Source organism: Sanguibacter sp. A247, from assembly GCF_052324925.1.
In the GTDB taxonomy this organism is placed as follows: Bacteria; Actinomycetota; Actinomycetes; order Actinomycetales; family Cellulomonadaceae; genus Flavimobilis.
The window spans coordinates 896,961-915,920 of record NZ_JBQPRE010000001.1; the positions used below are offsets into that span (position 1 = coordinate 896,961).

Here is an 18,960-nt window from a genome sequence, read left to right on the forward strand (position 1 = left end):
AGCTCACATGGCTGAACTTTCCGTCGACGTCGTTGCCGCTGACCGGGCCGTCTGGTCCGGCACGGCACGATCCGTCACCGCACCCGCGCACGACGGGTCGATCGGGATCCTCGCGGGGCACACGCCCCTGCTCGCGCTCCTCGGAGCCGGGTCGGTCGTCATCCGTCCCGTGTCCGGTGCCGAGCTTGAGATCTCCGTGACGGGCGGATTCCTGTCCGTCGACTCCGACCAGATCACGGTGGTCGCCGACGAGGCGACAATCGCCACGGCCTGATCGACCACGAGGGCGGCCGTCATGAGTGAGTGGTTCCGATGGATGCTCGTCATCCTCGGCCTGCTTGCCGTGACGGCCGCCCTCGTCGTCGTCCTGCGTCTGCGTGCGCTCGACCGCAGGGTCGGCTCGTTCGCGTGCGCGGTCGTCCTGCCGCCGTCCCCGACGTCGTCCGTGCTCGTCGGGGTCGCGCACTACGGCGTCGGGCGTCTCGACTGGTATCGCAAGTGGGCCATCACCCTCCGGGCCAGCCGCACGTGGGTCCGCCATGAGCTCGAGGTCGAATCGCGTGAGCTCCTCCCCGGGTCGAGCGATCGCTACCGCGTCGTGTGCCGTTACCGCGGTGAGCTGCTCGTTCTTGAGATGTCCGTTCCCGCGTACGCAGGGCTGACGTCGTGGCTCGAGTCCGGGCCTCCGGCGACGGGCGGCATCGTCTCCTAGCTCGGCTCGACCGCCGTGTGCGCACCCCAGCAGGGTCTCCCGCTGGGGTGTTGCCGTCCCCGGCGGCTCCACGCGGGGGTCGCGCGCACCCCGCTACACCCCGGGTGACTCGAGGAGTGCAGCGAGCGACTCGAGATCCCGTGCGAGAGCCGCGGACAGTGCGGTGCCGTCAACCGCGTCCGCGCGTCCCTCGAGAAGGCCCGTGAGGATGACACGCGTCGCGCCGTCCTCCTCCCGAGCCTCGTGGTGCACCGTGAGGCGCGCGCCGTCGAGCTCGGTCGTGTCGGCGTACACCCAGCCGGGGCCGACGCTCGTCACGGTGAATCGAGTCTCTGCGCCGCCCACGGATCGAGAACGGCCTGTCGCACCGATCCCGAAGGGTCCGTCGAGGATGAAGTACTCCATGCTCGGAGCCCATTCGGGATGGCTCGGTAGGTCGCACCAGCGCTCGTAGAAGGCGCTGGCCGGTGCGGATGAGGTACGGGTCGCACGTGCGATCTCACGCATGGGACGCTCCTGTCGTCGGCTGGCACCTGCGAGCGTAGTGGCCCGGTGCCCATCGGGGAACGTCGGCGCTCGGAGCGCGAGCTGACGACGAAGTGCCGTTACGGTGGTCCGGTGAGACTCGTGATCGCGGACTGCGCCGCACATTACACCGGGCGGCTGTCCGCCCACCTTCCGCTCGCGCGGCGACTGCTCGTCGTCAAGGCCGACGGGTCGGTCCTGCTCCACTCCGACGGCGGGTCGTACAAGCCGCTCAACTGGATGAGCCCGCCGTGCACGTTCGTGCAGCGCGAGGCCGATCCGGAGGAGGCCGCTGAGGGCGTCACCGCGGTGTGGGACGTCCAGCACACGAAGAGCGACGACCACCTGCGCATCGACATCCATGAGGTCGTGCTCGACACGTCGCACGAGCTCGGGATTGATCCTGGCCTCGTCAAGGAGGGCGTCGAGGCGCACCTGCAGGCGATGCTCGCTGAGCAGATCGAGCTGCTCGGCCCCGGGCACACGCTCGTGCGGCGCGAGTACATGACGGCCATCGGCCCGGTCGACATCCTCGCGCGGGATCCGCGCGGTGGCACGGTCGCGATCGAGATCAAGCGTCGGGGCGAGATCGACGGCGTCGAGCAGCTCACCCGCTACCTCGATCTCCTCAACCGCGATCCGCTGCTCGCACCCGTCCGGGGCGTGTTTGCGGCGCAGCAGATCAAGCCGCAGGCGCGCGTGCTCGCGACGGACCGCGGTATCGAGTGCTTGGTGCTCGACTACGACGCGATGCGCGGGGTCGACGACGTCGACTCTCGGCTCTTCTGACGACGCGCGCGGCGCGACGCGGTGGGCGCGCGACACGACGCGGAGCGCGCGCGACGCGACGCGACGCGGTGGGCGTGTCGCGGTGGGGCACTAGCGCATGTGGCCCGACGTGCGCGAGAATGGCAGCATGGCTAACAAAGTGGTGCTGCGCGGTCGGGTTCTCACGGGGACGGCAGAGATCGCGGACGGTGTCGTCGTCCTCGACGGTCCGTCGATCGCGTTCGTCGGGGACGTCGATGCGGCGCGTGCCGCGGGCTACGACCTGAGCGCTGCGGGCGCCGTCCCGATCATCACGCCGGGTCTCGTCGACATCCACTGCCACGGCGGCGGCGGCGCGAGCTTCCCCGACGCGGCGGACGCCGCGACGGCGATGAGGGCGGTCGTCGAGCACCGCCGCGCTGGCACCACCTCGCTCGTCGCCTCCCTCGTCACTGCCTCTCCCGAGACGTTGCTCGAACGCTCCCGTGTGCTGGGGGAGCTTGCCGAGGCGGGTGAGCTCGTGGGCGTCCACCTCGAAGGGCCGTTCGTGTCGGTCGCGCGCTGCGGTGCGCAGGACCCGCACCTCATCCAGAAGCCCGACGCCGACCTCGTGCGCCGGGTCGCGTCCGTCCTCGGCCGCCACTTCGTCACGATGACGATCGCCCCGGAAGAGGCGGGCAACCTCGGTGAGGGTGGCGTGACGGAGGCGCTCGTCGCGGTCGGCGCGCTGCCCAGCTACGGGCACACGGATGCGGCTGCGGGCGAGATGCGTCTGGGTCTCGACGAGGCCGCCGAGCGACTCGCGGCCCCGGGCGTGCGTTCGGAGCGGCCCACCGTCACCCACCTCTTCAACGGCATGCGGCCGCTCGCGCATCGGGAGGCGGGCCCGATCGCGGACTGCCTCTCCGCAGCGTCCCGGGGTCGCGCGGTCGTCGAGCTCGTCGCCGACGGCACGCACGTCCACCCCGCGCTCGTGCGCGACGTCGTCGAGATGGTGGGTGCGGGCAACGTCGCGTTCGTCACCGACGCGATGGCGGCGGCGGGCATGCCCGACGGCAGCTATCGGCTTGGCTCGATGGATGTCACGGTTGCGGACGGCGTCGCACGGCTTGCTGAGGGCGGCGCGATCGCGGGCGGAACGGCTCGGCTGAGCGACATCGTGCGCAGGTCGGTGCGCGGCGGGGTCCCGCTCATCGACGCGGTGAGGGCTGCGACGCACACGCCTGCGAGCGTGCTCGGACGCACGGACATCGGACGTCTCGAGGCTGGCGCTCGTGCCGACGTCCTGGTGCTCGACGACGACCTGCGGGTCCTCGAGGTCGTACGGGCCGGCGAGATCGTCGACTGAGGAGCGCCCGCGACGGAATCGTGGCGCGATGTCGCGCGGGCTGCTCGGAGGTGCGGGCGTTAGCGGACCGCGGTCGAGCCGCGGTCGACGAGCGGTGGCGCGACGAGCCTGGTCTCGGTCGGCTGCGGGCCGGCGATCCGCTCGACGAGCATGTCGACGGCGAGCGTCCCGATGTCCTCGGCGGGGATCTCTATCGCGGTGACCGGAGGGTTCTGTCGCTCGGCGACGTTCGCGGGACAGATGGCGAGGACCGACGTGTCACCGGGGACGGTGTGTCCGAGCGATCCGAGGTGCGCGAGGACGTGGGGGAGCGAGGGCTCGTGGTGGACGACGAAGGCGTGTGTGGCGGGCTCGGCGGCGAGAATCGTGTCGATCGCGGCGACGGATCCCGCGAGGGTCCCGTCTGAGCCGACGAGGCTCACCCGGACGTCCTGGGACTGCGCGGTCTCGGTGAGGCCGCGTGCGAAGCGGACGGCGAACGACGTGCCGCGCTCACGGAACTCGTCGGAGTGCGCGACGACGCCGATCGAGGTGTGCCCGAGGGCCGCAAGGTGGCTGACGGCGTCGCGTCCCGCTGCCTCGAAGTCGAGGTCGATGCACGAGAGGGTGCCCGGGGCGGCGGGGATCCCGACGAGGACGGCGGGGCGGCCGAGGGAGTTGAGGGCTGCGACGCGGGGGTCGTGCGTGTGGATGTCCATGACGACGACGCCGTCGACGGCCGAGCTCGTCGCGACGCGTTCGACGCCGTCGACGTCGTCCTGGGTGAGGAGCAGGACGTCGAGCCCGTGGTGCCGCGCGCGCAGGACGATCGCGCTGACGAACTGCATGACGACGGCGTTGTCGGTTGCGGCACGCAGGGGAGCCATGAGCGCGATCGTGCGTGATCGGGGTGTGGCCGACGCGAGCGCGCGGGCGCCCGCGTGCGGGCGGTAGCCGAGCTCGGCGACGGCTGCTTCGACGCGTCGGCGGGTGTCGTCCGAGATCCTGCGTTTGCCGGAGAGGGCGTAGGAGGCGGTCGAGACGGAGACGTCGGCTGCGCGGGCGACGTCGGCGATGGTCACGGCCATGAGGTCTCCTTTCGGGTCGGCGCCTCACGGTAGCGCGCGTGGCGCGTGCGGGGCTGGACGTGTGGCGAAACGACGCGCTACGATCGTCGAAGCGTTTCGATGACTCTAGTCGAAAACGAGGAAGGTTGGGAGACCGATGAAGTTCACCGACGGATACTGGCAGGCCCGCGAAGGCATGCACCCGCAGTTCGCGGCCCACGCGTACGACGTCTGGCCCGGCGAGGGCGCGATGACGGCGTACGCGCCGACCAAGCGCATCGAGACCCGAGGCGACGTCCTCAACCGCACGATGCTTACCGTCGAGTACTCGGCGCCGATCCCCGACGTCGTGACCGTCAAGGTCACCCAGCACGCCGGTGCCGTCGACGCAGGTCCGCACTACGCCCTCAACCGGGACGAGCAGTTCACGCCCGAGGTGGCCATCTCCGACGGTCTCGCGACGCTGACGTCTGGCGCGCTCTCGGTCCAGGTGCACCGCGGTGACCACTGGCAGGTCGACTTCGTCGCGGGCGGACGCGTCCTCACGAGCTCGCTGCCCAAGTCCCTCGGTGTCGTCACCGACGACGCGGGCCGCACCTACCTCCACGAGCAGCTGAGCCTCGGCGTCAACGAGCACGTCTACGGCCTGGGCGAGCGCTTCGGCCCGGTCGTCAAGAACGGCCAGACGGTCGACGTCTGGCAGGCCGACGGCGGAACCTCCTCGGAGCAGGCGTACAAGAACGTCCCGTTCTACCTCACCGACAAGGGCTACGGCGTCTTCGTCGACCAGCCCGAGCTCGTCTCGTTCGAGGTCGCCTCCGAGGTCGTCTCGCGCACGCAGTTCTCGGTCGAGTCGCAGTCGCTCACCTACCACGTCATCCACGGCGCGACGCCCAAGGCGATCCTCGAGCGCTACACCGCGCTCACCGGGCGCCCCGCGCACGTCCCCGACTGGTCCTTCGGCCTCTGGCTCTCGACGTCGTTCACGACGGACTACGACGAGGCGACGGTGACGAGCTTCATCGACGGCATGGCCGAGCGCGAGCTCCCGCTGTCGGTCTTCCACTTCGACTGCTACTGGATGCGCGAGTTCAACTGGTGCGACTTCGAGTGGGACCCGCGCACGTTCCCGGACCCCGAGGGCATGCTCACGCGTCTCAAGGCGCGCGGCCTGCGGGTGTGCGTGTGGATCAACCCGTACATCGCGCAGCGCTCGCCGCTCTTCGCGGAGGCGGCCGAGGCCGGCTATCTCGTCAAGCGGGCCGACGGCTCTGTGTGGCAGTGGGACCTGTGGGTTGCGGGCATGGGCCTCGTCGACTTCACGAACCCCGACGCTGCCGCCTGGTACACGAGCAAGCTCGAGGCGCTCATGGACATGGGCGTCGACGCGTTCAAGACCGACTTCGGCGAGCGCATCCCGACCGATGTCGTCTGGCACGACGGCTCGGACCCCGCGCGCATGCACAACTACTACGTGCAGGCGTACAACAAGGCGGTCTTCGAGATGCTCGAGCGGCGCTCGGGTCGGGGCAACGCGGTCCTCTTCGCGCGCTCGGCCACGGCCGGCGGCCAGCAGTTCCCCGTCCACTGGGGCGGCGACTGCTTCTCGACCTTCGCCGCCATGGCCGAGTCGCTGCGCGGCGGCCTGTCGCTCGCGTACTCGGGCTTCGGGTACTGGAGCCATGACATCGGCGGCTTCGAGGGCACGGCGGAGCCGGCCGTGTTCAAGCGGTGGCTCGCGTTCGGCCTGCTCTCCTCGCACTCGCGCCTGCACGGCTCGACGTCGGTGCGGGTGCCGTGGGCGTTCGACGAGGAGTCGGTCGACGTCACGCGGGCGTTCACGCGTCTCAAGCTCTCGCTCATGCCGTATCTCGGCCGGGTTGCCGGGGAGGCTCCCGCGGCCGGAACGCCGATGGCGCGTCCCATGCTGCTGGAGTTCCCGGACGATCCCGCGGTCGCGACGCTCGAGACCCAGTACATGCTCGGCGACGCGTTGCTCGTGGCGCCCGTGTTCACGCACGAGGGCGAGGTGACGTACTACGTCCCCGCAGGCACGTGGACGCACCTGCTCGACGGCCGCAAGATTGAAGGCGGCCGCTGGATCACGGAGACGTACGGCTTCGACTCCTTGCCGCTTCTCGTCCGGCCCGGCACGGTTCTGCCCGTCGGGGCGCGCGAGGACACGCCCGAGTACGACTGGGCCGACGGCGTCACGCTGCGTCTCTTCGAGATCCCGGACGGGTACGACGAGACGGTCGTGGTGCCGGCGTCGCAGTCGGCCGGCGGTGAGGCGACGTCGTTCCGTGTGGTGCGCACGGGCGGCGAGGTCCGAGCGACGTCCTCGGCCTCCGTGCCGTGGCGTCTCGAGCTTGCGGGCACGATCGTCGAAGCTTCGTCGGGCGTGGCAGTCCTGTCACTCTGACGTTCGAGCGCGGTCCCTGCGCCGCGCTGCTCGCCGTTGTCCCCCCGCAACGGCGAGCCCCGGGTGGTCCGACGCGTACGCGCGTCGGACCACCCGTCTTTCCCCGGATCGAAACGTTCCGATATCATGAGATCGTGCGCGATCTGGCCGTCCGGCACACGGCGCGCACGCCTCCGTCCGACTCTCGAAGAGGAGACCCCGCTCGTGACCGACCCCCGCACCTTCCCCGCCGACTTCCTCTGGGGCACAGCGACCGCGTCGTACCAGATCGAGGGCGCCGCGACCGAGGGCGGCCGCGCCCCGTCGATCTGGGACACCTTCTCCCACACCCCCGGCCGCGTCCTCAACGGCGACACGGGCGACGTCGCGGTCGACCACTACCACCGCTGGGCGGAGGACGTGCAGCACCTCGCCGACCTCGGAGTCGACGCCTACCGCCTCTCGATCGCGTGGCCGCGCGTGCAGCCCGACGGCCGTGGCGAGCTCAACCCCGAGGGCATCGCGTTCTACTCGACCCTCATCGACGCGCTCATCGAGCGCGGCATCAAGCCGGTCGTCACCCTCTACCACTGGGACCTCCCGCAGGTCCTCGAGGACAAGGGTGGCTGGCGCAACCGCGAGACCGCAGTGCTCTTCGGGGAATACGCGCGCCTCATGGCGCGCGCTTTCGGTGACCGGGTGACGTTGTGGACGACGCTCAACGAGCCCTGGTGCGCCGCGTTCCTCGGCTACGGCAATGGTGAGCACGCACCGGGCGTGACGGACGAGCTCGCCTCGCTCGAGGCCGCGCACCACCTCAACCTCGCCCACGGGCTCGGCGTGCGAGCGATCCGCGACGAGCTCGGCGAGGACGCCCCCGTCTCGGTGACGCTCAACCTTCACGTCGTGCGGCCTGCCGACGCGAACAGCCCCGGTGACGTCGAGTCCGCGCGCCGGATCGACGCGGTCGGCAACCGCATCTTCACGGGCCCGATGCTCGAGGGGGCCTACCCCGCAGACCTCCTCACGGACACGGCCGCGATCACGGACTGGGCCTTCGTCGCAGACGGCGACCTCGAGATCATTCGCCAGCCGCTCACGTCGCTCGGCGTCAACTACTACGACGTCTCGATCGTCGCGGCGCCCTCGGGCGAGCCTGTCGGAGAGTTCCCGACCGCGTGGCCCGGCTGCCGCGACGTGACCTTCCCCGCCCGCCCGGGGGAGAAGACCGCGATGGGCTGGGGCATCGACGAGACGGGTCTCACCGAGCTCCTCACGACGCTCTCCGCGCGGTACCCCGGGCTCCCGCTCATGGTGACGGAGAACGGGGCGGCGTTCGACGACGAGGTCTCGGCCGACGGCAGCGTCCACGACCCGCGGCGCGTCGACTACTACGCCCGCCACATCGAGGCCGTCGGCCGCGCGCTCGACGCGGGCGCCGACGTGCGTGGCTACTTCGCGTGGTCCCTTCTCGACAACTTCGAGTGGGCCTTCGGGTACGAGCGGCGCTTCGGCATCATCCACATCGACTTCGAGACGCTCGAGCGGACGTGGAAGGACTCGGCCCACTGGTACCGCGAGCTTGCGACCACGGGGCGTCCGCCCGCGCTCCCGTACACCGCACCGACCGTCTGAGCCGTGAACGACGACCGCCCTCGCGGAGCCTCTGGGCTCCGCGAGGGCGGTCGTCGTCGTCGGGGTGCGGTGCTCAGGCGGGGATGCGCTCGCTCAGCCACGCGAGCTGGCGGGGGGCCATGTAGCCGCCGCCGCCCTCGTGACCGTTCCACGGCCACACGACGATCTCCTTGTCGTCCGACCCATAGGCGTTGAAGGCCGCGTACACGGTCGAGGGCGGGCAGACCATGTCGCGCAGCGCGGCCGACGTGAGCAGCGGTGCGGTGGCGCGGCGCGCGTGCGTGACGCCGTCGAAGTAGGCGAGGGTGCGGAATGCCTGGTCCTCGTGCGCCCGGTTGACCGAGAGGTACTGGACGATCTCCTGGTACGGGTAGGCGTCCGTGAGATCGACCGCCCGGCGGAAGTGGCACAGGAACGGGACGTCGGCCATGACTCCCGCGAGACCGTCGCTCAGGCCCGCGGCCGCAAGCGCGAGGCCGCCACCCTGCGAACCGCCCGTGACGACGACGCGGTCGGGGTCGACCTCGGGCATCGCGCGGGCCGCGTCGACGGCGAGGACCGCGTCGGTCTGCAGGCGCCTGAGGTAGTGAGCGTGAGGGTCGAGGATGCCGCGCGTCATCTGACCCGGGGACGCGGCGCCGTTGCCGACGGGATCGGTGGTCTCGCCGCCGTTGCCCCACGTCGATCCCTGGCCGCGCGTGTCCATGAAGAGGTGCGCGTAGCCCGCGTTCGCCCAGAACAGGTGCTCGATGGCGAGGCCGCGGCCGCCTCCGTAGCCGTTGTACTGGACGACGGTCGGCAGGGGGCCGGTGGTGCCTGCCGGAACGGTGAGCCAGGCCTTGATGGGGTGTCCGCCGAAGCCTGAGAACGTCACGTCGTAGCTGTCGACCGCGCGCAGCCCGGTGGCGACGCGGGTGCGCGTCGGGGGCTGCGCGAGGGCGCGCGTCTCGGTGAGCGTGGTTGACCAGAAGGCGTCGTGGTCGGGTGCCTCGCCGACCTCGTCGGGCCCGGGGGCGTACGTCTGCAGCTGGTCGGTGGTGAGATCGAAGAGAGCCATTGTGTCCTCGTCGTGGGTCGTGGTCGACGCCGTCGTCGGCGACGGCGTCGACCACAGCCTAGGGGAGCGCTCAGGGGGTGATCTGGGTCGTCGGGGTGTGTCGTCGTCGACGCGCCTCGGCGTGTCGCGCACCGGCGTGTCGCGGGTCCCGGGGTGAGTCGTGCCACTGCCGGCGACGCTCGTCCACCGGGTGTGGACGAGCGGTGTCCACCGGGTGGGGACGGCGAGCCCGTGTGGTGCGCCGGAGCCCGAACGGCGTCGCGACCGCGCGTTGAGCGCGTTTGTCGGTGGCTGGTGCGAGTCTGGGGAGGTGGTCGCCGGACGGTCGCGCGGGCCGCGATCCACAGGCTACCCACACGCTTGTCCACCGCTCGGGATCATGGGATGACAAGCGTGTAACTCACAACACCTAGGGGCTGTGGCCATGGGGGACCACTAGGTGTAGTGTTGCGACGTCGGTGGGTGCCCGGGGGTCCGGAGCTCGCACCGAGAACCACACGAACGTAGTCGGGCCGCTTGATGCGGCTCGCCGATCCACACGAGGGGACCCGACTGATGAGCATCACGGTCTACAGCAAGCCGGCCTGCGTGCAGTGCGACGCCACCTACCGTGCGCTCGACAAGCGCGGTATCGACTACACGGTTGTCGACATCAGCCAGGACCTCGAGGCTCTCGAGATGGTCCGCTCGCTCGGCTACATGCAGGCCCCCGTCGTCGTCGCGGGTGACTCCCACTGGTCGGGCTTCCGCCCCGACCAGATCTCTGCCCTCGCGGCCCAGGTCGCAACCGCCGTCGCCTGACGGCTCAGTCGCCCGGCGCGCCTTCCACGGGGTGCCGGGCGTCCCCGTATCCGGAGGTGCCGGTGGCCGGTCTCGTCTACTTCTCAAGCGTCTCGGGCAACACGCACCGCTTCGTCGAGAAGCTGGGGCTCCGGGCGCGCCGCATCCCGCTTCGGCGGGGTGAGGACCCCCTGCGGGTCACGGAGCCCTACGTCCTCGTCGTCCCCACCTACGGGGGAGGCAACGGACGCGGCGCAGTGCCCAAGCAAGTCATTCGGTTTCTCAATGACGAGAACAACCGCTCTCTCATCCGCGGCGTCATCGCCGCAGGCAACACCAATTTCGGTGAGGCGTACTGCCTCGCCGGAAAGATCATCTCCGCCAAGTGCGAGGTGCCGTACCTGTACGGCTTCGAGCTCCTGGGGACGAGCGAGGACGTTGACCGCGTCCGCGAAGGATTGAGGCAGTTTTGGCAACGACAGTCACGGAGAACGGCATGACCGCCCTCGAGCAGGAGTCCGAGATGGACTACCACGCCCTCAACGCGATGCTCAACCTTTACGGACCGAGCGGCGAGATCCAGTTCGACAAGGACCGCGAGGCTGCACGCGCCTTCTTCCTGCAGCACGTCAACCAGAACACGGTGTTCTTCCACTCGTTGCGGGAGCGGCTCGACTACCTCGTCGAGCACCACTACTACGAGCCGAGCGTCATCGAGCAGTACTCGTTCGATTTCGTCACCGCGCTCAACGACCGGGCGTACGCGAAGAAGTACCGCTTCGACACGTTCCTCGGTGCGTTCAAGTACTACACGTCGTACACGCTCAAGACCTTCGACGGAAAGCGCTACCTCGAGCGCTTCGAGGACCGCGTCGTCATGACCGCTCTCGCCCTCGCCGAGGGTGACGAGACGCTCGCGACGAACCTCGTCGACGAGATCCTCTCGGGTCGCTTCCAGCCCGCGACCCCGACGTTCCTCAACGCCGGCAAGGCGCAGCGTGGCGAGCTCGTCTCGTGCTTCCTGCTGCGCATCGAGGACAACATGGAGTCGATCGCGCGCGGCATCAACTCTGCGCTGCAGCTCTCCAAGCGCGGCGGCGGCGTCGCGCTCCTGCTCTCGAACATCCGCGAGTCGGGCGCACCCATCAAGAAGATCGAGAATCAGTCGAGCGGGATCATCCCCGTGATGAAGCTCCTCGAGGACTCCTTCTCCTACGCGAACCAGCTGGGTGCCCGTCAGGGCGCGGGCGCGGTCTACATCTCCGCCCACCACCCCGACATCATGCGGTTCCTCGACACCAAGCGTGAGAACGCCGACGAGAAGATCCGCATCAAGACGCTCTCGCTCGGCGTCGTCATCCCCGACATCACGTTCGAGCTCGCGCGCAAGAACGAGCCGATGTACCTCTTCTCGCCCTACGACGTCGAGCGCGTCTACGGCGTGCCCTTCGGCGACATCTCCGTGACGGAGAAGTACCACGAGATGGTCGAGGATGCGCGGATCCGCAAGACGAAGATCAACGCGCGCGAGTTCTTCCAGACCCTCGCCGAGATCCAGTTCGAGTCGGGCTACCCGTACATCGTCTTCGAGGACACGGTCAACAAGGCGAACCCCATCAAGGGCCGCATCAACATGTCGAACCTGTGCTCGGAGATCCTCCAGGTCAACACGCCGACGACGTACAACGAGGACCTCTCCTACGACGTCATCGGCAAGGACATCTCGTGCAACCTCGGCTCGCTCAACATCGCGCGCGCCATGGACTCCCCGGATCTTGGTCTCTCTGTCGAGACCGCGATCCGCGCCCTCTCGGCGGTCTCTGACCAGTCGCACATCTCGTCGGTCCGCTCGATCGAGGTCGGCAACGACACCTCGCACGCGATCGGTCTCGGCCAGATGAACCTCCACGGCTACCTCGCACGCGAGCGGGTGTTCTACGGCTCGGAGGAGGGCATCGACTTCACGAACATCTACTTCATGGCGGTGCTCTTCTACGCATTGCGCGCCTCGAACCGCATCGCGATCGAGCGCGGGGAGAAGTTCGGCGGCTTCGAGGACTCGACGTACGCGTCGGGCACGTTCTTCGACAAGTACACCGAGCAGGCGTGGGTGCCCGCGACGGCCCGTGTGGCCGAGCTCTTCGCGCAGGCGGGTCAGCACCTGCCGACGCAGGAGGACTGGCGCGAGCTCAAGGCCTCGGTCATGGAGCACGGCATCTACAACCAGAACCTCCAGGCTGTCCCGCCGACCGGTTCGATCTCGTACATCAACCACGCGACGAGCTCGATCCACCCGATCGCCTCGAAGATCGAGATTCGCAAGGAGGGCAAGATCGGGCGCGTGTACTACCCGGCGCCCTACATGACGAACGACAACCTCGAGTACTACCAGGACGCGTACGAGATCGGCTACGAGAAGATCATCGACACGTACGCCGCGGCGACGCAGCACGTCGACCAGGGACTCTCGCTCACGCTGTTCTTCAAGGACACCGCGACGACACGTGACCTCAACCGCGCGCAGATCTACGCGTGGCGCAAGGGCATCAAGACGATCTACTACATCCGCCTGCGTCAGCTCGCTCTCGAAGGGACCGAGGTCGAGGGCTGCGTCTCCTGCATGCTTTGACCCGGCTGCACAGGACCGTCATGGCAGACAAGATTCGTGGGACCCGCACCTGGCAGCTGCGGGTCCCTGGGGGCTCGGGACGAGCCGGCGCTGCGGCAGGTATCGGCGTCGGCATCTTCCTGTTGTTCTTCGCGACGATCTGGCTCGGCGTGACGACGATCATCGCGCTCGCCAGCGGCACGCTGCGCGCCGTCTTTGACGACGCGCTCGTGCGCGTTGACGGGCAGGTCGTCGACCTCGTGCGCGAGCGTATGAGCGAGGGCGGGACGGGATGCCGATCGGTCGTGGAGTACGTCGGGGTCGACGGCTCTCCCGGGAGCGTCGTCGACAGCGTCACGAGATCGCCCTGCCAGCGGATCGGGGCCGACGTGCGCGTGCTTCTCGACCCTGACCGGCCCACCTGGGCGTCGATCGACCCGGTCGGGGGATTCCTTGGCTGGTTCCTTGGTGCATTCGCGCTCGTCGGTGTTCTTGTGCTCGTCGGCGCGATCGTCACCCTCGTGCGGTCCATCGTTGCGTTGCGCCGCGTCCACAGCGTCGGGGCCGGTGCTTACGGGGGTACGGTGATGTCCACGCCGGGTGCCACACCGCCGAGCGACCACGCCGCGACGCAGGCGGCGTCCGGGCCTGAGAACATCGGTGTGGCAGGCCACGACGCCTACGCGGGGCCGCCCCCGGACGACGGTCCGCCCTCTTCAGCAGGCAGCGGCGCTCGCATCGCCCCTCCGCTCTTCTAGTTCCTTCCTTTCTCCCATCCCTCCGAGCTCGAACGAGGCCCACGGAATGACCCCCAGCCCGAAGATCAAGCTGATCGACCGCGTGACGGCGATCAACTGGAACCGCATCGAGGACGACAAGGACCTCGAGGTCTGGGACCGTCTCACCGGCAACTTCTGGCTGCCTGAGAAGGTCCCGCTCTCCAACGACATCCAGTCGTGGGCGAACTTCAACGACGACGAGAAGACGCTGACGACGCGTGTCTTCACAGGCCTGACGTTGCTCGACACGATCCAGGGCACGGTGGGTGCTGTCTCGCTCATCCCCGACGCCGTCACCCCGCACGAGGAGGCCGTCTACACGAACATCGCGTTCATGGAGTCGGTCCACGCGAAGAGCTACTCCTCGATCTTCTCGACGCTCATCTCGACGCCCGAGATCGACGAGGCGTTCCGCTGGTCCGAGGAGAATGAGGCGCTCCAGCGCAAGGCCGCGATCATCCTCGACTACTACCGCGGTGACGACCCGCTCAAGCGCAAGGTCGCCTCGACGATGCTCGAGTCGTTCCTCTTCTACTCGGGCTTCTACCTGCCCATGCACTGGTCGTCGCGGGCCCGTCTCACGAACACCGCCGATCTCATCCGCCTCATCATCCGCGACGAGGCAGTTCACGGCTACTACATCGGCTACAAGTACCAGAAGGGCCTCGAGCGGGTCTCCCAGCAGGTCCGGGACGAGATGAAGACCTACACGTTCGAGCTCCTCTTCGAGCTCTACGAGAACGAGGTCCAGTACACGCAGGACCTCTACGACGGCGTCGGCCTCACGGAGGACGTCAAGAAGTTCCTGCGCTACAACGCGAACAAGGCGCTCATGAACCTCGGCTACGAGGGTCTCTTCCCCAAGGACGAGACGAACGTCAACCCGGCGATCCTCTCGGCGCTGTCGCCGAACGCTGACGAGAACCACGACTTCTTCAGCGGCTCGGGCTCGTCGTACGTCATCGGCAAGGCAGTCAACACCGAGGACGAGGACTGGGAGTTCTGAGGCCCCGCTCCTGAGACGACGGCGAGCGGTGGCGCTCAGCCCTCGGACGCGGCGTCGCGTGCCATGCGGCGCGCGGCCCTCAGCCCGAACACCGCGGCCGGGCCGATCGTCGAGCCGGGGCCCGGGTAGGTGCGGCCCATGACGGACGCGGACGCGTTGCCGGCCGCGTAGAGCCCGTCGATGACCGTGCCGTCCGCGCGCAACGCACGCCCGTCCTCGTCCGTGACGACGCCGCCCTTGGTGCCGAGGTCGCCGAGGACGACCTTGTAGGCGACGAAGGGCCCGCGCTCGAGCGTCCCGAGGTTGTTGTTCGGGCGGACTGTCGGGTCGCCGTAGTAGCGGTCGTACGCGGAGTCGCCGCGACCGAAGTCGCCGTCGATCCCGGCGCGTGCGAAGCCGTTGAAGCGGCTCACGGTCGCGCGCAGGGTTGCGGGGTCGGCGCCGATCGCGGTCGCGAGCTCGGCGAGCGTGCGCGCACGCACCTCGACGCCCTCGGCCCGCATGGCCTTGGTCGCGCGGGGGTCCATCGCGAAGGTGCGGAAGTAGCGGCGCAGGTAGCGTGCGTCGAGGATCATCCAGTAGGGGCCTTCGCCGCCGTCGTGCTCGAGCATGTGGTGGCCCAGGTCGACGTAGGACTCGGACTCGTTGGCGAAGCGTGCGCCGCGTGAGTCGACCATGATCGAGTACGGCATCGAGCGCTCACCCACGATGAACGAGGGGCCGGACGACGAGGTCGGGGAGATCGACGCACCCCACCAGGCGTCGTCCATGAGCTCGAGCGCGGCGCCGATGCGCTCGGCCTCGGCGATGGGCGCTCCGAGGTTGCCGGGGTTGCCCGACGGCGTCCCGCGCACGCCCTGGTAGCGCTCGCGCCACTCGGGGTTGGACTCGAAGCCACCCGAGGCGAGCATGACGCCGAGGCGGGCGCCCACGGTGACGGAGCGACCGTCGCGTGTGACGCGCACGCCCGTCACGCGGCCGTCCTCGACGATGAGCTCCTCGAGCGGAGAGCTCAGCCACATGGCGGCCTTGCCGTCGACGATCGTGGCCTTGCCGAAGGCCGTGGCCCACGCGTTGCCGATGCCGACGAGGCGTCGGCCAGTGACGACGCCGCCGAGGATGCGCGAGACGACGCGCACTCCGCGGACCATTCCTGACACTGTCGACCAGGCGCGGCCGAGCTCCCAGACGTCGTCGGTCATGGCGGGCAGGGGGAGTGCGTTGCGCAGCGTGGTCCAGTGCTCCCCGAGCGGCTTGGACGAGAGGGGCTTGACCTCGATCGAGCGACCGATCTTGCCGCCCGGGCGCTCGGGGTAGTAGTCGGGGTAGTCGGTTGCGCGGGCGAAGACGACGCCGTGACGCTCGGCGGTCGCGACGAAGTCGCTGATGCCGTCGACGAACGCCTCCTTGCGCGCGCGGCTCGCCGCGGCACCACACTCGCCGACGGTCGCTTCGAGGTAGGTGAGGGCCTCGCTGCGGGAGTCTGCGACACCGTCGCGGGCCATGAGGGCGTTGTTCGGGAGCCACATGCCGCCCCCGGATATGGCGGTCGAGCCGCCCCACTTCTCGGTGGACTCGACGAGGAGGACGGAGAGTCCTTCGTCGACGGCTCCGAGGGCCGTGGCAAGCCCGGCAGAGCCGGTTCCGACGACGACGACGTCGTAGGAGTGGTCAAACGTGGTCATTGTGCGCTCCTCGGCTGACCGGACAGCGTTGTCCGGATCTATGATCCCAGCATGCCTACTGCACGCCAGCCGGTCAACCGAGGGCCTGCGGCCGCAGCTGCGAACCGCGCCGCACTCATCGATGCCGCGCGCCGGCTGTTCACCGAGCGTGGCTACCGCGTCCCGCTCCACGCGATCGCGCAGGAGGCAGGCGTCGGCCAGGGCGTTCTCTACCGTCACTTCCCCAACCGGCTCGACCTCGCGATCGCGGCTTTTGACGACCACTTCCGGGCGCTCGAGGCCGCCGCTGCGGGCGACGATGCGGGGGCATTCTCACGAGTCTGGGACCAGCTCGTCGCGCTGACGGTGCGTGAAGCAGCGTTCGTCGAGATGGCCGTCGAAGCGCGGCGCACACTGCCCACCTACGACGGCGACGCCCGGCTCGAGCAGATCCTCGCGCGAGCGCTGGCCGCCGCGCACGCGGCGGGAACTCTCGACCGTGCGACGACGGTGGCCGACGTGCTCTTCGCGTGGCGCATGGTCTTCGGCGTCGTCGTCACGGCCCCCAACCCCGAGGCCGCAGCCGCGGAGGCCGCGCGTATCACCGTCCCGATGGCGCTGAGATGGGCCGCCGGGACCGACCGAGAACCAGGTGCGTGAACGGCTGCCGCGTCAGTCGCCTGGACGGTCCGAACCGATGGCGGGCTGGTCGGACCACGGGAACGTGATCCACAGGTCCGTGTCCTTCCACGAGTAGTCGGGGCGGACGATCGAGCGCGGCTTGGTAAAGAGCACCGCGGAGCGCGCCTCAGCGCCCTGGGTCGAGAGCATCTCCATGACGAGCGCAAGCGTGCGACCCGAGTCGGCGACATCGTCGACGACCAGGACGTGAGCACCCGGCAGGTCTGAGGTGTCCATGAGCGGCGGCAGCACGCGCGGGTCCGCGAGCGTCTGGCCGATGTCCGTGTAGAACTCGACATTGAGCGTCCCGACGCCCTTCGTGCCGAGCGCGTACGCGACCGCCCCGCCAGGAACGAGTCCGCCGCGCGCGATCGCGACGACGACGTCGGGCCGGAACCCCGAGTCGTAGACCTGCTGTGCCAGCTCACGGGAGGCGTGCCCGAACGTCTCCCACGTGAGGACCTCGCGGTCGGGGATCGGGGCGGGGTCGGGGGTTGCGGTGCTCATCGCACCACGGTACGCGCGGCAGGGGAGGGTCCCGGGACCGGACGACCCAGATCGGGCGCGAATCACGCGTGAGGCTCCTCACGCAGCGCGAGGCACCAGGTTCCGACCGGCCGCGCCGGCCGACGCCGAGGGGCGCCCACCGTGCGGTGGACGCCCCTCGGGACGTGCGCGGCGGTGCCGCGCGGGGCTACTTGCCGTCGACGAGCTTCTCGACAGTGACGACGAACACCATGGTCTCGCCCGCGAGCGGGCTGCCCGGGTTCGTGCCATAGCCGTAGGCCGGCGGGATGATGAGCGCGACGGTCGAGCCGACCTTCACCCCGGTGAGACCGTACGTCCAACCAGCCACGACCTCGTTGAGACCGAACTCCGTCGGGTCCTCGCCGCGGCTCCACGACGAGTCGAACTCGGTTCCGTCGGATCCCTGAACACCGAGGTAGTGCGCGGCGATCTTGTCAGTTCCGCTGAGCGAGGGCCCCTCGCCCTCGGTGAGCACGACACGAGTGATGCCACGCGCGGGGGCGAGGCCGTCGGGCGGCAGCGTCACCGTGGGCTTCGTGTCCTTCTCGGCCGTGAACGTGGGCAGGCCCGCGTCGCCCACGGCTGCATCCGTCACCGTCGGGACCGCGGGGAAGACGTCGACGAGCTCGATCGCCTGGACGAGCGTCTCGCCCTCGTTCTGTGCGGCGAGCAGCAGGCGGGTTCCCACCGTGAGGCCCGCGAGGCCACCATCGATGAGCTCGCCCTTCTGGGCCGGCATCATCATGGGGAACGGCGTCGTGTTGAGGTCAGTGCTGTCTGCCGCCTTGACGGTGCGGCCAACGTAGACGGCGATCTCACCCTCCGCGATCGTGGGGCCGTCACCCGCACACACGGCGAGCATCTCGTTCGCCTCGGCCGGGACCGTGAACGTCGGCTCGACCTTGATCGTCGGCGGCGTGCCGAGCTCGCCGCCGAGCGTCACGGCCGCGGCGAGCGCCGAGCCCTTCGTGTCCACGGCCGTGCACGCGCGTGCTGGGGTCTCGTAACGCGACGCAGCGGTGGGTGCGGGGGTCGCGGTGCTGGTCGCGCCGGGAGTCGAACCCGTCGTGGGCGACGGCTTGCCGTCGTCGGAGCAGCCGGCGAGGGCAAGGGCGGCGACAGCGGCGAGCGCGGCGCCGCGCCGCAGGAAGGTGCTGGACACGGGTGAGTTCCTCACATTTTGGGGCGCAGGGCGCCACGGTTCCACGCAAGCCTACGGCCAGTTCCTGTGAACTGACTGGGCGGCCCGGCAGCTGAGCGTTCAGGGCGTCATGGCACCATGGATCTGTGCCGTCCAAACGTCCCTCCCATCGCCGCCCATGGGCGGAGCCGCACCGCGAGCTCGACCTCGACCGGGCCACGGGGGGTCGTTCGACGACACAGCGCCGTGGTGAGGACTGGACCGTCCAGAGGATCCGCTCG

General features: G+C 69.4%; 18 protein-coding genes. 12 read left to right on the forward strand and 6 right to left on the reverse strand.

Annotated elements, in window-relative coordinates; translation table 11 throughout:
- Positions 1-7 precede the first annotated feature (7 nt).
- Both ACTVCO_RS03950 and ACTVCO_RS03955 read left to right on the forward strand, forming a co-directional pair.
- On the forward strand, positions 8-274 hold the full coding sequence (locus ACTVCO_RS03950; protein ID WP_443727080.1) for a F0F1 ATP synthase subunit epsilon: 267 nt from the start codon (positions 8-10) through the stop codon (positions 272-274).
- 21 nt (positions 275-295) lie between these two features.
- The gene (locus tag ACTVCO_RS03955) at positions 296-712 is read left to right on the forward strand and encodes a DUF2550 family protein (RefSeq protein ID WP_443727081.1); all 417 of its coding nucleotides are present in this window, start codon (positions 296-298) and stop codon (positions 710-712) included.
- Between the two features lie 93 nt (positions 713-805).
- Here the strand turns inward: ACTVCO_RS03955 and ACTVCO_RS03960 are convergent, their stop codons facing one another.
- Positions 806-1,219: a hypothetical protein gene (locus ACTVCO_RS03960; protein WP_443727082.1), complete on the reverse strand. Its 414-nt coding sequence runs from the start codon at positions 1,217-1,219 to the stop codon at positions 806-808.
- A gap of 111 nt (positions 1,220-1,330) precedes the next feature.
- Here ACTVCO_RS03960 and nucS point away from each other — a divergent pair, with 111 nt between their 5' ends.
- Both nucS and ACTVCO_RS03970 read left to right on the forward strand, forming a co-directional pair.
- On the forward strand, positions 1,331-2,026 hold the full coding sequence (nucS, locus tag ACTVCO_RS03965) for an endonuclease NucS (RefSeq protein WP_443727083.1): 696 nt from the start codon (positions 1,331-1,333) through the stop codon (positions 2,024-2,026).
- 127 nt (positions 2,027-2,153) lie between these two features.
- On the forward strand, positions 2,154-3,353 hold the full coding sequence (locus ACTVCO_RS03970; RefSeq protein WP_443727084.1) for an N-acetylglucosamine-6-phosphate deacetylase: 1,200 nt from the start codon (positions 2,154-2,156) through the stop codon (positions 3,351-3,353).
- Positions 3,354-3,412: 59 nt separating this feature from the next.
- Here the strand turns inward: ACTVCO_RS03970 and ACTVCO_RS03975 are convergent, their stop codons facing one another.
- Positions 3,413-4,420, reverse strand: coding sequence for a LacI family DNA-binding transcriptional regulator (locus ACTVCO_RS03975; protein ID WP_443727085.1), 1,008 nt, complete (start codon positions 4,418-4,420; stop codon positions 3,413-3,415).
- 136 nt (positions 4,421-4,556) lie between these two features.
- Here ACTVCO_RS03975 and yicI point away from each other — a divergent pair, with 136 nt between their 5' ends.
- Both yicI and ACTVCO_RS03985 read left to right on the forward strand, forming a co-directional pair.
- Positions 4,557-6,821, forward strand: coding sequence for an alpha-xylosidase (gene yicI, locus ACTVCO_RS03980; protein ID WP_443727086.1), 2,265 nt, complete (start codon positions 4,557-4,559; stop codon positions 6,819-6,821).
- Between the two features lie 204 nt (positions 6,822-7,025).
- On the forward strand, positions 7,026-8,435 hold the full coding sequence (locus ACTVCO_RS03985; protein WP_443727087.1) for a GH1 family beta-glucosidase: 1,410 nt from the start codon (positions 7,026-7,028) through the stop codon (positions 8,433-8,435).
- Between the two features lie 73 nt (positions 8,436-8,508).
- Here ACTVCO_RS03985 and ACTVCO_RS03990 read toward each other — a convergent pair whose 3' ends face one another.
- Complete coding sequence (locus tag ACTVCO_RS03990) at positions 8,509-9,492, reverse strand: acetylxylan esterase (protein WP_443727088.1); 984 nt, start codon at positions 9,490-9,492, stop codon at positions 8,509-8,511.
- 555 nt (positions 9,493-10,047) lie between these two features.
- Here ACTVCO_RS03990 and nrdH point away from each other — a divergent pair.
- From nrdH to nrdF, 5 genes are all read left to right on the forward strand, one after another.
- Positions 10,048-10,293 (forward strand): glutaredoxin-like protein NrdH, encoded by a 246-nt coding sequence (gene nrdH / locus ACTVCO_RS03995; protein WP_443727089.1) that lies wholly within the window; start codon positions 10,048-10,050, stop codon positions 10,291-10,293.
- Between the two features lie 62 nt (positions 10,294-10,355).
- Positions 10,356-10,772, forward strand: a complete 417-nt coding sequence (nrdI, locus tag ACTVCO_RS04000) for a class Ib ribonucleoside-diphosphate reductase assembly flavoprotein NrdI (RefSeq protein WP_443727090.1) — start codon at positions 10,356-10,358, stop codon at positions 10,770-10,772.
- Entirely contained in the window at positions 10,769-12,901 is a 2,133-nt protein-coding gene (gene nrdE / locus ACTVCO_RS04005; protein WP_443727092.1) for a class 1b ribonucleoside-diphosphate reductase subunit alpha, read from the forward strand. Before nrdI ends, nrdE begins: the two co-directional genes overlap by 4 nt.
- Before the next feature lie 20 nt (positions 12,902-12,921).
- A complete protein-coding gene (locus tag ACTVCO_RS04010; RefSeq protein ID WP_443727093.1) occupies positions 12,922-13,638 on the forward strand; it encodes a hypothetical protein in 717 nt (238 codons plus the stop codon).
- 46 nt (positions 13,639-13,684) lie between these two features.
- Positions 13,685-14,665, forward strand: coding sequence for a class 1b ribonucleoside-diphosphate reductase subunit beta (gene nrdF / locus ACTVCO_RS04015; RefSeq protein WP_443727094.1), 981 nt, complete (start codon positions 13,685-13,687; stop codon positions 14,663-14,665).
- A gap of 35 nt (positions 14,666-14,700) precedes the next feature.
- On the opposite strand, the gene ACTVCO_RS04020 is transcribed toward nrdF, so the two are convergent.
- Positions 14,701-16,350: an FAD-binding protein gene (locus tag ACTVCO_RS04020; RefSeq protein ID WP_443727095.1), complete on the reverse strand. Its 1,650-nt coding sequence runs from the start codon at positions 16,348-16,350 to the stop codon at positions 14,701-14,703.
- 51 nt (positions 16,351-16,401) lie between these two features.
- On the opposite strand from ACTVCO_RS04020, the gene ACTVCO_RS04025 reads away from it, so the two are divergent.
- A complete protein-coding gene (locus ACTVCO_RS04025) occupies positions 16,402-16,989 on the forward strand; it encodes a helix-turn-helix domain-containing protein (protein WP_443727097.1) in 588 nt (195 codons plus the stop codon).
- Positions 16,990-17,001: 12 nt separating this feature from the next.
- On the opposite strand, the gene ACTVCO_RS04030 is transcribed toward ACTVCO_RS04025, so the two are convergent.
- Together ACTVCO_RS04030 and ACTVCO_RS04035 are read right to left on the reverse strand one after the other, a co-directional pair.
- Positions 17,002-17,517: a phosphoribosyltransferase gene (locus tag ACTVCO_RS04030; protein WP_443727098.1), complete on the reverse strand. Its 516-nt coding sequence runs from the start codon at positions 17,515-17,517 to the stop codon at positions 17,002-17,004.
- Between the two features lie 187 nt (positions 17,518-17,704).
- Positions 17,705-18,700 carry an FKBP-type peptidyl-prolyl cis-trans isomerase gene (locus ACTVCO_RS04035; RefSeq protein WP_443727099.1) on the reverse strand — a complete coding sequence of 332 codons (996 nt, stop codon included), beginning with the start codon at positions 18,698-18,700 and terminating at the stop codon, positions 17,705-17,707.
- Positions 18,701-18,960: the final 260 nt, after the last annotated feature.